This is a genomic window from Paraburkholderia sp. BL17N1 (genome assembly GCF_003634175.1).
Taxonomy (GTDB): Bacteria; Pseudomonadota; Gammaproteobacteria; order Burkholderiales; family Burkholderiaceae; genus Paraburkholderia.
This window is the reverse complement of sequence record NZ_RBIW01000001.1, coordinates 1,426,266-1,439,575: the sequence shown is the minus strand read 5'-3', so window position 1 is coordinate 1,439,575 and position 13,310 is coordinate 1,426,266. Positions and strand designations below refer to the sequence as shown.

Sequence of the window (13,310 nt, the reverse complement as noted above, 5' to 3'; positions counted from 1 at the left end):
TTACTTCCACAGCGCGCAGCGCGTTTCGGCCTTGGTCGTGAACGCCTGCTCCCCGGGGATCGTCGCCGTGATCTTGTAGTAGTCCCACGGCTCTTTGGATTCGGCCGGCGTCTTGACCTGCATCAGGTACATGTCGTGGATCATGCTGCCGTCCTGACGGATGTAGCCCTTCGCATAGAAATCGTCGATCTTGGTCTTTTTCAGTTGTGCCATCACCTTGTCGGAGTCGGTCGAACCCACCGCCTTCACTGCGTTCAGATAGGTCATGGTCGCCGAGTAGTCGGCTGCCTGCAGGCTCGACGGCATCTTCCTCATCTTGTCGAAGTAGCGTTGCGCCCACTTGCGGGTGGTGGCGTCCTTGTTCCAGTACCAACTGTCCGTCAGTACGAGGCCTTGCGTGGTTTCGAGACCCAGGCTATGCACGTCGTCGATGAACATCAGCAGCGCGGCGAGTTTCATCGTCTTGGTAATGCCGAACTCCTTGGCCGCCTTGATCGCGTTGATCGTGTCGCCGCCCGCGTTGGCGAGGCCGAGGATCTGTGCTTTCGACGCTTGCGCCTGCAACAGGAACGACGAGAAGTCTGACGCCGACAGCGGATGACGCACCGCGCCCAGCACCTGGCCGCCATTCGCTTTCACCACGTCCGACGTGTTCTTCTCCAGCGCCTTGCCGAAGGCATAGTCGGCCGTCAGGAAGTACCACGTCTTGCCGCCCTGCTTCGTCACCGCCGAACCCGTGCCCTTGGCCAGCGCCGTGGTGTCGTACGCATAATGGATCGTGTACGGCGTGCATTGCTCATTGGTCAGCGTGTCCGCGCCCGCGCCAATGCTGATGTACACCTTCTTCTTTTCTCCGGCCACGGTGTTCATCGACAGACCGGTTGCCGAATTCGTGCCGCCGATCAGCAGATCGACGCCGTCACGGTCGAACCATTCACGCGCGCGCGACGCCGCGATGTCCGCCTTGTTCTGGTGGTCCGCATACACCACCGTGATCGGCTTGCCGTTGACCTTGCCGCCGAAATCCGCCACCGCCATGCGAATCGCTTCGAGTCCACCCTGCCCGTCGATGTCCGCATACAGACCGGACATGTCGGTGATGAAACCGATCTTCACCGCGTCGTCAGCCGCTTGCGCGCTGCTCATCGTCAAGGCGGCGCCGGCGGCGACCGCGAAACAGAGTGTGGCAAGCCGCGCGAGTGGGTTCTTTTTCATTCCTGTCTCCTGGTTTCTTCGCTTGTGGTTATCAGAGGCAATCGGGCGCTTTTATACGCCCAGTAGATCGTGCAGGACCGGCATCTTGCTTTCGAGTTCACTTGCCCCGAAGTGCTCGACAATCGCGCCGTGCTCCATCACATAGAAGCGGTCCGCCAGCGGCGCGGCAAAACGAAAGTTCTGTTCGACCATCACGACGGTGTAGCCCCGCGCCTTGAGTGTCATGATCATGCGCGCCAGCGCCTGCACGATGACAGGCGCGAGCCCTTCCGAGATTTCGTCGAGCAGCAGCAGGCTCGCGCCGGTGCGCAGAATACGCGCCACCGCCAGCATCTGCTGTTCGCCGCCGGACAGCCGGGTGCCTTGGCTGGCGCGGCGTTCCTCCAGATTAGGGAACATCGAATAGATTTCTTCGAGCGACATCATGTGCGCCTTGTCGCCGATGGGCGGCGGCAAGAGCAGGTTTTCCTCGCATGAGAGGCTCGAAAAAATACCCCGTTCTTCCGGACAGTAACCCACGCCGCAATGCGCGATCCGATGCGTGGGCAGACTGATGGTTTCGCGTCCGCCGATGCGGATCGAACCGGTGCGCCGTCCGGTCAAGCCCATGATGGCGCGCAGCGTAGTGGTCCGGCCCGCGCCGTTGCGGCCCAGCAGCGTGACGACTTCGCCGCGGTTCACCGTCAGATCGACGCCATGCAGAATATGGGATTCCCCGTACCACGCCTGCAAACCCTTGATGTCCAGCGCAGGAACGGCGTTATCCGTCCCGCTTATGTCGAGGCTTTCTCGCTCGGCAATCGTATTCATGCGTGAGCTCCGGCGAGCGCCGCGTCGGCGCTGCCCATATAGGCTTGCATCACGAGCGGATTTTTCGACACTTCGGCGTAGCTGCCTTCGGCGAGCACCTCGCCTCGTTGCAGCACCGTAATCGTGTCGGAGATGCCGGCGATCACATTCATGTTGTGCTCGACCATCAGGATGGTGCGGCCGCTCGATACTTTTTTGATCAACGCCGTCACGCGATCGACGTCCTCATGGCCCATGCCTTGCGTCGGTTCGTCGAGCAACATGAGTTCGGGCTCCATGGCGAGCGTGGTGGCAATTTCCAGCGCGCGTTTGCGGCCATAGGAAAGTTCGACCGTCAACACTTCGGCGAAATCGGTCAGTCCGACCTGGGTGAGCAGATCCATTGCGCGGTCATCGAGTTGGCGCAGCGTGCGCTCGCTCTTCCAGAAATGAAATGCCGTGCCGAGCTGGCGCTGCAAACCGATACGCACATTCTGCAATGCTGTCAGATGCGGAAACACCGCGGAAATCTGGAACGAACGAATAATGCCGCGCCGCGCAATCTGCGCCGGGCGTTCGCCGGTGATGTCGATGCCGTTGAAAACGATCTGGCCCGCAGTGGGTTCCAGAAACTTGGTGAGCAGATTGAAGCAGGTGGTCTTGCCTGCCCCGTTCGGGCCGATGAGCGCATGGATCGAGCCACGGCGCACGCGCAGGTTCACACCGTTCACGGCGATGAAGCCTTTGAACTCACGGGTGAGGCCGCGCGTTTCGAGAATCGTATCGCCGAGAATCATGTTCCCTTCCATACGGAGTAAGGCGAAGCACTACGATCTTCCGCGCGAACCGCTGCGCGACTTTTTATGACGGCGGCACCCCGTGCCGCTCGTTGGCGTGCTGCACCAATGCGGACGGTAATCCATGGGGCGGCACGCAGCATGGGTGCCATTGTCGCGCCAATGATGCAGCGCATTCATTGGGATTTGCACTTAGTGGAAGTGGATGACACCGGCCCCGACCGGGGTGCATACGTGCGAGATGCCCGCCGAGCAGGTCGGACGGACATCTCATGCGGCTCGTGCGCTAGTTGTCACGCCGCGGACATGGAAGGCGTTGCGCTAGTCTGTGCCGCGAAGCTGCCGCCCACGTGCGCGCGCCGATCTTCGCGGATCATGTCGCTGGCGCGCTCGGCGATCATCAGCGTGGGCGAATTGGTGTTGCCCGAGGTGATGGTCGGCATGACAGATGCATCGACCACGCGCAGTCCGTCAACACCGATAACCCGTAGGCGGTTGTCGACCACGGCGCCGGGGTCGTCGGTGGTCCCCATACGGCAGGTGCCGACTGGATGGAAGATAGTCGTGCCGACCGCGCCGGCGGCCTGCTGCAACTCCTCTTCGGTCTGGTACTGAATGCCAGGCAAAATCTCCTGCGGCCGGTAGCGTGCCAGGGCGGGCGCCGCCGCGATGCGGCGCGTGAGACGCAGCGCGTTGGCGGCAACGTGCCGGTCGTAGTCGGTGGAGAGATAGTTCGGTGCGATCAGGGGTGGCGCTGAAGCATCGGCGGATTCGATGTGAATGCTGCCGCGCGAAGTGGGCCGCAACTGGCATACCGACGCCGTGAAAGCGTTGAACCGATGCAGCGGCTCGCCGAAGCGATCGAGCGAAAGCGGCTGGACGTGATATTCGAGGTCGGGCCGCGTGAGCGTGCCATCGCCTGGATCGGATTTGGCAAATGCACCAAGTTGCGACGGCGACATCGACATTGGGCCGCTTTGAAAAAACGCGTACTGCATGCCGATCAGCAACTTGCCCCACCAATGCGCGGACGCTGTATTGAGCGTACGCACGCCGTCGACCTTATAGGCCATGCGCAATTGCAAATGATCCTGCAGATTCTCGCCCACGCCGCGCAGATCGTTGACAACCTCGATACCCAGATTCTGCAGACGCGCGCCATTGCCGATACCGGAGAGTTCAAGCAACTGCGGTGAATTCACCGCACCTGAACTAAGGATCACTTCGCAGCGAGCCTTGGCCAGATAGTCTGTGTTGTCGCCGCGATATTCGACGCCCGTACAACGGCGTCCTTCGAATACGACGCGTTGCGTGTGCGCGCCGGTGATCACGGTGAGATTCGGCCGCTTGAGTGCGGGACGCAGAAACGCCTTCGATGCATTCCAGCGAATGCCGCGTTTCTGATTCACGTCGAAATAGCCGACACCAGTGTTGTCGCCGCGGTTGAAGTCGTCGGTGGCGGGAATGCCGGCCTCTTGCGCGGCGCGCGAAAACTCTTCGAGAATCTTCCATTTCAACCGCTGTTTTTCGACCCGCCAAGGTCCGCCCGCGCCATGCGATTCGCTTGCGCCGGCATGGTGATCTTCGCTGCGTTTGAAGACCGGCAACACCGAGTTCCATGACCAGGACGCGTCGTTCGTGACGCGCGCCCATTCATCGTAATCTTCGCGCTGGCCACGCATGTAGATCATGCCGTTGATGGAAGAACTGCCGCCCAAAACGCGGCCGCGTGGATACGACAGCGCGCGGCCATTGAGGCCCGCTTCCGCCTGCGTTTTATAGAGCCAGTCCGTGCGCGGATTGCCGATGCAATAGAGGTAGCCGACCGGCACGTGAATCCAGTGATAGTCGTCTTTTCCGCCGGCTTCGAGCAGAAGCACTTGCACGTCGGGATCCTGGGTCAAGCGATTGGCCAGCACACAACCCGCTGTGCCCGCGCCCACGATGATGTAGTCGAATTCGCCTTCGAGACGCCGGGCCGCGGACGTCGGATCGGTATGGCTCATTGTTCAGTCTCCTAAGCTTTTTTGCCGGCTAGTCGCATGGTTATCATGCGACTGCGGCCTGGGCTCTATTTTTGTTTTTTGCCTTCGACATGCCACCAGAAGCGCAGGCTGCCGAAGGCAATCGCCTCACACTACTTAGCCACCGGCATCGTGAACTCAGCACCCTTGGCAATACTGTCGGGCCAGCGCTGCATGATGCTCTTGTAGCGCGTATAAAACCGCACACCTTCTTCACCATACGCATGATGATCGCCGAACAGCGACTTCTTCCAGCCACCAAACGAATGCCACGCCATCGGCACGGGAATCGGCACATTGATGCCCACCATGCCGATCTGGATCTGCCGCGAGAAAGCGCGAGCGACGCCGCCATCGGACGTAAACAACGATACGCCGTTAGCAAACTCGTTGGCGTTGATCAATTCCACCGCGGAAGCAAAATCCGGCACGCGCACTACACAGAGCACGGGTCCGAATATCTCTTCGCGATAGATCTTCATGTCGGTCGAAACATTGTCGAACAGAGTGCCGCCCAGAAAGAAACCCTTCTCATGACCGCTGACCTGATGGCCGCGTCCATCGACCACCAGCTTCGCGCCCGCTTCGATGCCCGAGTCGATATAACCGACCACTTTCTCGCGATGCACCGACGTCACCAACGGTCCCATCTCGGCATCTGATTCCATGCCGTTGAGAATCTTCAAACTCTTCACACGCGGTGTGAGCCGCTCGACCAGTTCATCGGCGATATGTCCCACCGCGACGGCCACCGAAATTGCCATGCAACGCTCACCCGCCGAACCGTATGCCGCCCCGATCAACGCATCGACGGCCTGGTCGAGATCCGCGTCCGGCATCACCACCAGATGGTTCTTCGCTCCGCCCAACGCCTGCACACGCTTGCCGTGCCTCGTGCCTTCCGTGTAGATGTATTCGGCAATCGGCGTCGAACCGACAAACGACAATGCGCTGACTTCCGGATGCACGAGCAACGCATCGACAGCGACCTTATCGCCGTGCACGACGTTGAACACGCCGTCCGGCAAGCCGGCTTCCTTCAGCAATTCCGCGAGACGGCTCGAACAGGACGGATCGCGCTCCGACGGCTTCAACACAAACGTGTTGCCGCACGCAATCGCGACGGGGAACATCCAGCACGGCACCATCATCGGGAAATTGAACGGCGTGATGCCGGCGACCACGCCGAGCGGCTGGCGCAGATTCCAGTTGTCGATGCCACCGCCGATCTGATCGGTGAAGTCGGTCTTCAACAGGTTCGGAATGCCACACGCGAACTCGACGATCTCGATGCCGCGCATCACCTCGCCCTTCGCGTCCGAAAACACTTTGCCATGCTCGCGCGTGATCAGTTCCGCGAGTTCGTCGTGGTGACGGTCGAGCAGTTCCTTGAACTTGAACAGAACACGCGCGCGCTTGATCGGCGCGGTTTCACTCCACGCGGGGAACGCGGCCTTGGCCGCGGCCACGGCGGCGTCCACTTCGGCGACGCTCGCCAGCGGCACGCGCGCGCTCACAGTGCCTTGCGCGGGATTGAAGACGTCGCCGGAACGGCCGCTCGTGCCCTCGAACGTCTTGCCGTTGATGAAGTGGGTCAGCGCACGGGCGGTGGTCGCGCTGCGCTGGGTTTCGTCCAGATATGTCTCGCTCATGATGTCCTCTTTCGTGTGAAGTCTTCCGCCCCGGCGTGCCCGGGGCGTGATAACGCCGTGCAGAAGTGAAGCGTACGGCGCTTCGGGCCGGGAAATCCAATGAGTAATGCTCAACTGCGCTATAAGGCGCGTTAATATCAGGCTATGGATCTGACTCTGCTCCGGGCGTTCGTCACCGTGGCGCGCGAGGGCAACCTCACGCGTGCCGCCGTGCAACTGCACCTGACCCAACCTGCCGTCAGCCTGCAAATCAAGCATTTGCAGGAGACGCTCGGCGTCACGCTGTTCACGCGGACCTCGCACGGGCTCTCGCTCACGCGTGACGGACAGGCGCTGCTGCCGCACGCCGAACGCGCGCTCGGCGCGGCGAACGACGTGCAGCGGGCCGCGCAATCGTTGCGTCACGAAGTGCGCGGACGATTGCGGATCGGCACGATCCTCGACCCGGCGTTTCTGCGCCTGGGCGGCTTTCTCAAGCAGCTCGTGGAAAGCTGGCCGCACATCGAGACGGCCTTGCGCCATGGCATGTCGGGCTGGGTGCTGGAGCAGGTTCGCGCGGGCGAGCTGGATGTCGGCTACTACATCGGCTTGCCGTCCGAAGACGAACCGCGCGACGGCCCCGCTTTTCATGCGGTCACGCTGACTGCCTTCCAATACCGCGTGCTCGCACCGGCCGGCTGGAAAGACCGCGTCAAGGGCGCGCGCGACTGGCGTGCGCTGGCGGCGCTGCCGTGGATCTGGACGCCGCCCGCGTCGGCGCATAACCGGCTGCTGACGCGCTGCTTCGACGAAGCCGGTGTGAAGCCGGTCAAGGTGGCGGAAGTGGACCAGGAGCCGTCGATGCTCGATCTGGTTAAATCAGGCGTCGGTCTCACGCTCGCACGTGACGCCACCGCGATCGCCGAAGCGCATGCGCACGCGTTGACCATCGTCGAAGGTGTTACCGTGCCGACCCAGCTCAGCTTTATTACGCTCGCGCAGCGCAAGGAGGAACCGGCGATTGCCGCGGCGTTGAAGCTGATCGAGCAGCAATGGGCGACTTGAGGATCGCGCGAATGACGCTTGCGTGACGGGCATGAGAGCGCCAGCGAGTATGCGATATGAGCCGCTCTCATGACAGCCGCAAGCCGTACGGTCCTACCGCCATAGGTAACCGGCGCTATCTCCTCACGCAGCAGCCACCTGCGTGTGGGTCCCGCAATCCGCTCGCCCGCCGCGACCACTTGCCCCGCGCCTGAAACCACACCGTCACGCAGTTTTTGTTAGATTGAGGGTCCGCGCACACGCGCCTGCTCGCCATCCTTTTCCATTCCACCTGATTTGTCCTTCCCGGCAGCTTCGCCTCGGCAACACCGGAGCCGCCGACCAATCCATCCTTCAACAGGAACCTGACATGGCACGCAACATTGAAATCAAAGCCCGCGCCCAACATTTCGAGCAACTCCGCGAACGCGCGGCGCAGCTCGCGCCGGACGCACCGCTGATCTTCCGCCAGCAGGACTTTTTCTACGACGTGCCGCGCGGCCGCCTGAAGCTGCGCCAGTTCGACGACGGCACTCCGGCCGAGCTGATCTTCTACCAGCGCGACGACCGCGACGGTCCGAAGGCGTCGTACTACACGCGCAGCCCGGTGACCAATCCGGAAGCCATGCACGCGCTGCTCGCCACCGCGCTGACCACGCGCGGCATCGTCACCAAGGAACGGCACGTGTATCTGACCGGGCGCACGCGGATCCATCTGGACCGCGTCGACGGTCTGGGCGACTTCGTCGAACTGGAAGTGGTGCTCGCCCAGGACGACGATGAAGAAGGCGGCCACGCCGAAGCCCATGCGATGTTCGCCACGCTCGGCGTGCCGGAATCGGATCTGGTGGCGGTGGCCTATGTCGATTTGCTGAGCCCGGACAGCGCGCCGAAGCAAGCGGCATAAGACTGAGGCAACCCAGAGCTGCAGGCGGAGTCAGGGCGGCCGGTGCCGCATCAAGGTGCGGCCGTCCCCGGCGACAGATGGCCCAGCGGCAACGGGCCATTGCGTTTGAACGTGGTGAGCACGATATTCGAGCGCACGCTGTCGACGCCTGGCACACGCATCAGCTTCTTCATCACGAACGTCGACAGATAATTCAGATCGGGCGCGACAATGCGCAGGAGATAGTCGGCGTCGCCCACCACGGCATGACATTCCAGCACTTCAGGCAGCACGTCAATCTGCTGTTGAAACTGCTCGATGATCGAATCGCCGTGGTGCTTCAACTTCAGACTGGTAAATGCGGTGACGCCAAGCCCGAGCTTTTCGGGCCGCAGCACGACGCGATAGCCATCCACCACGCCCAGCTGCTCCAGCCGCTGCAGACGCCGTCCAATCTGCGACGGCGACAGCGGCACCTGCTCCGCCAGTTGCTGATGCGTTGCACGGCCGAAGCGCTGAAGCACGTCCAGCAGCGCAAGATCGAAGTGATCGAGTTCTAACATGTTGGATATCCGCATTGAATGGCTTATTCATGCACGATTATTGCATAATCGGCCCATAAACCGCCATCATTGCGCCCATTCCGCACTGCCGCCGCTCTACACTTGCATCACCTATATATAAGCCGTCACCGTAGAGCGCAGCATCATGTCCACCGCCAACACCGCCAAACTGAAAGAGCAATTCAACGCCGGCCTCCAAACCCGCGCCGATTTCACCATCGACCAACCGACCGGATGCTACGGCGCGGTCGACCATGCGGTATGGCAACAGCTTTACGCGCGCCAGACGGCGCTGCTCAAAGGGCGCGTCTGCGACGAATTCCTGGCCGGCGTCGACACAATCGGCATGCCCGCCGACCGCGTGCCCTCATTCGACGAAATCAACGCGAAGCTCACGCCCGCCACCGGCTGGCAGATCGTCGCCGTGCCCGGCCTCGTACCGGACCAGGTGTTCTTCGAGCATCTGGCGAATCGCCGCTTTCCCGTGACCTGGTGGATGCGCCGGCCGGACCAGCTCGATTATCTGCAGGAGCCGGACTGTTTTCACGATCTGTTCGGCCACGTGCCACTGCTGATCAACCCCGTTTTCGCGGACTACATGCACGCGTACGGCCGCGCCGCGGTCGCCGCCCATGACGCCGGCGCCCTGCCGCTGCTCGCGCGTCTCTATTGGTACACAGTGGAGTTCGGGCTGATCCGCGACGCGGCCAGTCCGAACGGCGTGAAGATCTACGGCGCGGGGATCGTGTCGAGCAAGGGCGAGACGCTCTACAGCCAGCAAAGCGCCGCGCCGAACCGCCTCGGCTTCGATCTGGAACGGGTGATGCGCACGCGCTACCGCATCGACACGTTCCAGAAAACCTACTTTGTGATCGACGACTTCGCGCAGTTGCTCAACATCGCGCAAACCGATTTCGCGCCGCTGCTGGCAAGGCTTGCCGCCGAACCGGCCTTCGCGGCCGGCGACGTCCTCGAGCAGGACCGCGTCATTACGCGCGGGTCGCAGGAAGGCTGGCTGGCCGACGGCGATATCTGACAAGCAGGCCGGCTGCGGGCAGACGTCATCCGTGAAAAAATAGGGATGCGCACGCTCACCGGCGTGCCCGTTCAGATCCAATGAGGTAGCACCATGATTCAGAAACTGACTTCCGAAGAACGCGCCACGCAGCTCCCCGGCTTGCAGGGCTGGCAAGCGGTGACGGACCGCGACGCGATCCAGCGCCAGTTCAAATTCGCCGACTTCAACGAAGCATTCGGCTTCATGACGCGCGTGGCGATCAAAGCGCAGGAAATGGATCACCATCCGGAATGGTTCAACGTCTACAACAAGGTGGATATCACGCTGTCCACGCATGAGGCCGGCGGCTTGACCGAGCGCGACATCAAACTGGCGAGATTTATCGACAGTATTACGGCGTAATACAAAAAAGCTGGTGCGTCTCAGGCGCGTTTATACGCCGACCATCGAGCAATATGGCAGCAATGAAAGGGCATTGCAGGTAATCCCTTGCCCAAACCTTCAGTTCTACAGGCTATTCTTAAGGTGCACGTAAGAATCCCACGCTTGCCTGGCAATCCCGTCTAAACGATCCAGTGATAGCGTGTGCTGACGCTGTACAATCAGCAGCGCATACGGCTTGGAGAGCGCGCTTGCCTCCTTGCACAGAACGAGTTCGTCGCCGCTCGAAGGTGAGCGGGCACGCCAGAAGTTGATTGCGGCTTCCAGTTCGTGAATGCTTATCTCGGACATGACTTCGTGATCGCTTTCAGGAAAACGCCGGGTTGTCCGAAGTTATCCTGGCCCTTCGGGAGACTGGTGCGATGTGACAGGTTGAGAAGCGCCCGGTTGGCGTTTCGAGGCCGCTCGATGCCTGCTTCGTGGCCGCTTCGTGCCAGTTCGGTACGGCCACGCCGCACGCTGTCTGTGCAGCAGGCGCCCCGGCGAACCGCTTGCCCAAACGCCTAACCCATTGTACTTGAGCGAAACTCATGCGACTCCTTCTGATCGAAGATGACCGCCCCATCGCACGCGGCATCCAAAGCAGTCTCGAACAAGCCGGCTTCACCGTCGACATGGTCCACGACGGCATTTTCGCCGAACAGGCCCTCACGCAAAATCGCCATGAGCTGGTGATCCTCGATCTGGGTCTGCCCGGCATCGACGGCATGACGCTGCTCTCGCGCTTCCGTCAGAGCAATCGCCATACACCGGTGATCATCCTCACCGCGCGCGACGAACTGAACGACCGCGTGCAAGGCCTCAATTCCGGCGCCGACGACTACATGCTGAAGCCGTTCGAGCCCACCGAGCTCGAAGCGCGCATCCGCGCGGTCATGCGCCGCAGCGGTCCGCACGGCGATATGCCGCGTCCGGAAGTGTCGCTGGGCGGTGTGCGCCTGTCGGGCGTCGATCGCCGCATTTTCAACGACGACAAGCCGCTCGAACTCTCGCCGCGCGAATTCGCGGTGCTCGAAATGCTGCTGCTGCGTCATGGCCGCGTGGTCAGCAAGGCACAGCTGCAAGACCATCTGACGCATTTCGGCGGCGATCTCGGCGACACCGCAATCGAGGTCTATGTGCACCGGGTTCGTAAAAAGCTCGAAAACTGCCGTGTCGAGATCGTCACGGTACGCGGCTTCGGTTATCTGTTGCAGGAAATCCGTCAGGCCGCATAATCGTCGTGAAGGCCGCACGCTACGTTGCGGCCTGACGACGCCAGACCGGCGCCGCGCACCCGGTGCGCACTTCGCCGGCATCCGGCGACATTTCGCGGTGCTTGCGCCGTTGCTACTTTCCCGCGCGTTCGATCATGCCCCAGCCGGCCGCCAATAGTCTGCGCCGCACGCTGCTGCGGCGCCTCGCTGCACCCCTTTCGCTGCTCGCGCTCATGAGTGGCCTGATCGCCTACTGGCTGGCGTGGCAGTACACGCAGCACGTGGTCGACCGTTCGCTCGCCGATCTCGCCACCGCGATTTCCAAGCAGATCCAGATTGCCGGCCCGGATGCGCGCATCACGGTGCCGCCGCTCGCGCAGGCCATGTTCTCGGATCCAGTCGAGCAGCTCGTCTACCGGATCAGCACGGGCGAAACGGAAATTGCCGGCGATCACAATCTACCGCTGCAAGGCACGAGCGTGCGCCGCATGCATTACGCGTACGTATTCGAAACGCAGCATCAAGGCGTGACGGTGCGGGTGGCGCAGGTCCGGGTCGATCAGCCGACGGGTAATCCGATCGTCGTGGAAGTCGGTCAGCCGGTGCATCACCGGTTTCGCATTGCCGCCGAGTTTCTGGTCGCGATCATGATGCCGCTGCTGTTGCTGCTGCTGGCGGGCTGGGTGATCGTATGGCGCGTGGTCAATCAGCAACTCAATCCGCTTACCGATCTCGCCGATTCGCTGAACCGGCAAACCCACACGTCGCTCGAACCGGTCGATGAAACCTATGTGCCGGTCGAGATTCGCCCGTTGACCGGCGCGCTGAATGCGTTGCTCGGCCGCTTGAAAACGGCGCTCGACGGTCAGCGCAAGTTCATCGCCGACGCCGCGCATCAACTTCGCACGCCGCTCACCGCCGTCAAGCTGCATGCGGAGCAGGCGGCCATCGCGCGCGATCCGCAGCAAACCCTGGCCGCCGTGCGTGAACTGCGCGCCGCGGCTGATCGCGCCGTGCGGCTGTCCAATCAACTGCTCTCGCTCGCGCGTGCCGAGCCAGGCGAACAGGCGGCTCGCTTCGTCAACGTGGACATGGCCGCGCTCGCGTTCGACACGGGCGCCGAGTGGGTGCCGCGTGCATTGACGTTCCACGTCGACCTCGGTTTCCAGCGTCTGGACGACCCCAGCAACGGCCATCCGCTGATGGCGCGCGGCAATCCCGTGCTGCTGCACGAAGTACTCGCCAATCTGCTGGATAACGCGCTCAAATATGTGCCGCCGTCGCGCTTCGATGGCGGCCGCATCACGGTAACGGTGTCGCAAACGGTGATCGATGAATCGCGCATGGCGGAGATCATCGTCGAAGACAACGGACCGGGCGTGCCGCGCAACCAGCAGGCCGATCTATTCAAGCGGTTCTTCCGCGGCGACGGTCAGACCGACGCCGGCGTGGATGGCGGCGCCGGTCTCGGCCTCGCGATCGTCCACGACATCATGGTGCTGCATCACGGCAGCGTGCATTACGAGGATGCCCCGGAAGGCGGCGCACGTTTCATCGTGCGCATTCCGCTAGTGCCGATCACTGTTCAGAGCGATGTGGAGGTGGTTGAACCGAGGCGCCCGGCAAAAAAATCGGCGCACTCGGCGCCGTTGGATATCTGACTGTCTGCAAGCTCGGCGGGCGTCTGAATCGATCGCCAACGTGAT

The 13,310-nt window shown here is 62.0% G+C and carries 13 protein-coding genes; 6 read left to right on the top strand and 7 right to left on the bottom strand.

Going from position 1 to position 13,310, the window contains the following annotated elements:
• From B0G82_RS06270 to B0G82_RS06250, 5 genes are all read right to left on the bottom strand, one after another.
• Complete coding sequence (locus B0G82_RS06270; RefSeq protein ID WP_116143556.1) at nucleotides 1-1,215, bottom strand: ABC transporter substrate-binding protein; 1,215 nt, start codon at nucleotides 1,213-1,215, stop codon at nucleotides 1-3.
• 51 nt (nucleotides 1,216-1,266) lie between these two features.
• Nucleotides 1,267-2,025 carry an ABC transporter ATP-binding protein gene (locus tag B0G82_RS06265; protein ID WP_116143554.1) on the bottom strand — a complete coding sequence of 253 codons (759 nt, stop codon included), beginning with the start codon at nucleotides 2,023-2,025 and terminating at the stop codon, nucleotides 1,267-1,269.
• The gene (locus B0G82_RS06260) at nucleotides 2,022-2,801 is read right to left on the bottom strand and encodes an ABC transporter ATP-binding protein (RefSeq protein ID WP_116148725.1); all 780 of its coding nucleotides are present in this window, start codon (nucleotides 2,799-2,801) and stop codon (nucleotides 2,022-2,024) included. Before B0G82_RS06260 ends, B0G82_RS06265 begins: the two co-directional genes overlap by 4 nt.
• Before the next feature lie 293 nt (nucleotides 2,802-3,094).
• A complete protein-coding gene (locus B0G82_RS06255) occupies nucleotides 3,095-4,807 on the bottom strand; it encodes a GMC family oxidoreductase N-terminal domain-containing protein (protein ID WP_121306963.1) in 1,713 nt (570 codons plus the stop codon).
• 131 nt (nucleotides 4,808-4,938) lie between these two features.
• A complete protein-coding gene (locus B0G82_RS06250; RefSeq protein WP_121306962.1) occupies nucleotides 4,939-6,477 on the bottom strand; it encodes a CoA-acylating methylmalonate-semialdehyde dehydrogenase in 1,539 nt (512 codons plus the stop codon).
• Nucleotides 6,478-6,621: 144 nt separating this feature from the next.
• Between B0G82_RS06250 and B0G82_RS06245 the strand changes: the two genes are divergently transcribed.
• The gene (locus B0G82_RS06245) at nucleotides 6,622-7,521 is read left to right on the top strand and encodes a LysR family transcriptional regulator (RefSeq protein WP_116118577.1); all 900 of its coding nucleotides are present in this window, start codon (nucleotides 6,622-6,624) and stop codon (nucleotides 7,519-7,521) included.
• Nucleotides 7,522-7,870: 349 nt separating this feature from the next.
• Nucleotides 7,871-8,407, top strand: coding sequence for a class IV adenylate cyclase (locus B0G82_RS06240; protein ID WP_106284889.1), 537 nt, complete (start codon nucleotides 7,871-7,873; stop codon nucleotides 8,405-8,407).
• Nucleotides 8,408-8,457: 50 nt separating this feature from the next.
• Here the strand turns inward: B0G82_RS06240 and B0G82_RS06235 are convergent, their stop codons facing one another.
• Entirely contained in the window at nucleotides 8,458-8,949 is a 492-nt protein-coding gene (locus B0G82_RS06235; RefSeq protein ID WP_116143548.1) for an Lrp/AsnC family transcriptional regulator, read from the bottom strand.
• A 145-nt stretch (nucleotides 8,950-9,094) separates the two neighbouring features.
• Here B0G82_RS06235 and phhA point away from each other — a divergent pair, with 145 nt between their 5' ends.
• The gene (phhA, locus tag B0G82_RS06230; RefSeq protein WP_121306961.1) at nucleotides 9,095-9,985 is read left to right on the top strand and encodes a phenylalanine 4-monooxygenase; all 891 of its coding nucleotides are present in this window, start codon (nucleotides 9,095-9,097) and stop codon (nucleotides 9,983-9,985) included.
• A 93-nt stretch (nucleotides 9,986-10,078) separates the two neighbouring features.
• The gene (locus tag B0G82_RS06225) at nucleotides 10,079-10,369 is read left to right on the top strand and encodes a 4a-hydroxytetrahydrobiopterin dehydratase (protein ID WP_121306960.1); all 291 of its coding nucleotides are present in this window, start codon (nucleotides 10,079-10,081) and stop codon (nucleotides 10,367-10,369) included.
• 105 nt (nucleotides 10,370-10,474) lie between these two features.
• Here the strand turns inward: B0G82_RS06225 and B0G82_RS06220 are convergent, their stop codons facing one another.
• On the bottom strand, nucleotides 10,475-10,699 hold the full coding sequence (locus B0G82_RS06220; protein WP_106284892.1) for a DUF3717 domain-containing protein: 225 nt from the start codon (nucleotides 10,697-10,699) through the stop codon (nucleotides 10,475-10,477).
• A gap of 239 nt (nucleotides 10,700-10,938) precedes the next feature.
• Here B0G82_RS06220 and B0G82_RS06215 point away from each other — a divergent pair, with 239 nt between their 5' ends.
• Both B0G82_RS06215 and B0G82_RS06210 read left to right on the top strand, forming a co-directional pair.
• Nucleotides 10,939-11,625: a response regulator transcription factor gene (locus B0G82_RS06215; RefSeq protein ID WP_013590077.1), complete on the top strand. Its 687-nt coding sequence runs from the start codon at nucleotides 10,939-10,941 to the stop codon at nucleotides 11,623-11,625.
• Between the two features lie 134 nt (nucleotides 11,626-11,759).
• On the top strand, nucleotides 11,760-13,265 hold the full coding sequence (locus B0G82_RS06210) for a sensor histidine kinase (protein ID WP_121308627.1): 1,506 nt from the start codon (nucleotides 11,760-11,762) through the stop codon (nucleotides 13,263-13,265).
• Nucleotides 13,266-13,310 lie beyond the last annotated feature (45 nt).

Bases quoted from the DNA above. Each gene is read 5' to 3' on its own strand.
- B0G82_RS06260 (WP_116148725.1), bottom strand. From the start codon at position 2,801: ATGATTCTCGGCGATACGATTCTCGAAACGCGCGGCCTCACCCGTGAG.
- B0G82_RS06210 (WP_121308627.1), top strand. From the start codon at position 11,760: ATGCCCCAGCCGGCCGCCAATAGTCTGCGCCGCACGCTGCTGCGGCGC.
- phhA (WP_121306961.1), top strand. From the start codon at position 9,095: ATGTCCACCGCCAACACCGCCAAACTGAAAGAGCAATTCAACGCCGGC.
- B0G82_RS06255 (WP_121306963.1), bottom strand. From the start codon at position 4,807: ATGAGCCATACCGATCCGACGTCCGCGGCCCGGCGTCTCGAAGGCGAA.
- B0G82_RS06265 (WP_116143554.1), bottom strand. From the start codon at position 2,025: ATGAATACGATTGCCGAGCGAGAAAGCCTCGACATAAGCGGGACGGAT.
- B0G82_RS06220 (WP_106284892.1), bottom strand. From the start codon at position 10,699: ATGTCCGAGATAAGCATTCACGAACTGGAAGCCGCAATCAACTTCTGG.
- B0G82_RS06240 (WP_106284889.1), top strand. From the start codon at position 7,871: ATGGCACGCAACATTGAAATCAAAGCCCGCGCCCAACATTTCGAGCAA.
- B0G82_RS06215 (WP_013590077.1), top strand. From the start codon at position 10,939: ATGCGACTCCTTCTGATCGAAGATGACCGCCCCATCGCACGCGGCATC.
- B0G82_RS06270 (WP_116143556.1), bottom strand. From the start codon at position 1,215: ATGAAAAAGAACCCACTCGCGCGGCTTGCCACACTCTGTTTCGCGGTC.
- B0G82_RS06235 (WP_116143548.1), bottom strand. From the start codon at position 8,949: ATGTTAGAACTCGATCACTTCGATCTTGCGCTGCTGGACGTGCTTCAG.
- B0G82_RS06245 (WP_116118577.1), top strand. From the start codon at position 6,622: ATGGATCTGACTCTGCTCCGGGCGTTCGTCACCGTGGCGCGCGAGGGC.
- B0G82_RS06250 (WP_121306962.1), bottom strand. From the start codon at position 6,477: ATGAGCGAGACATATCTGGACGAAACCCAGCGCAGCGCGACCACCGCC.
- B0G82_RS06225 (WP_121306960.1), top strand. From the start codon at position 10,079: ATGATTCAGAAACTGACTTCCGAAGAACGCGCCACGCAGCTCCCCGGC.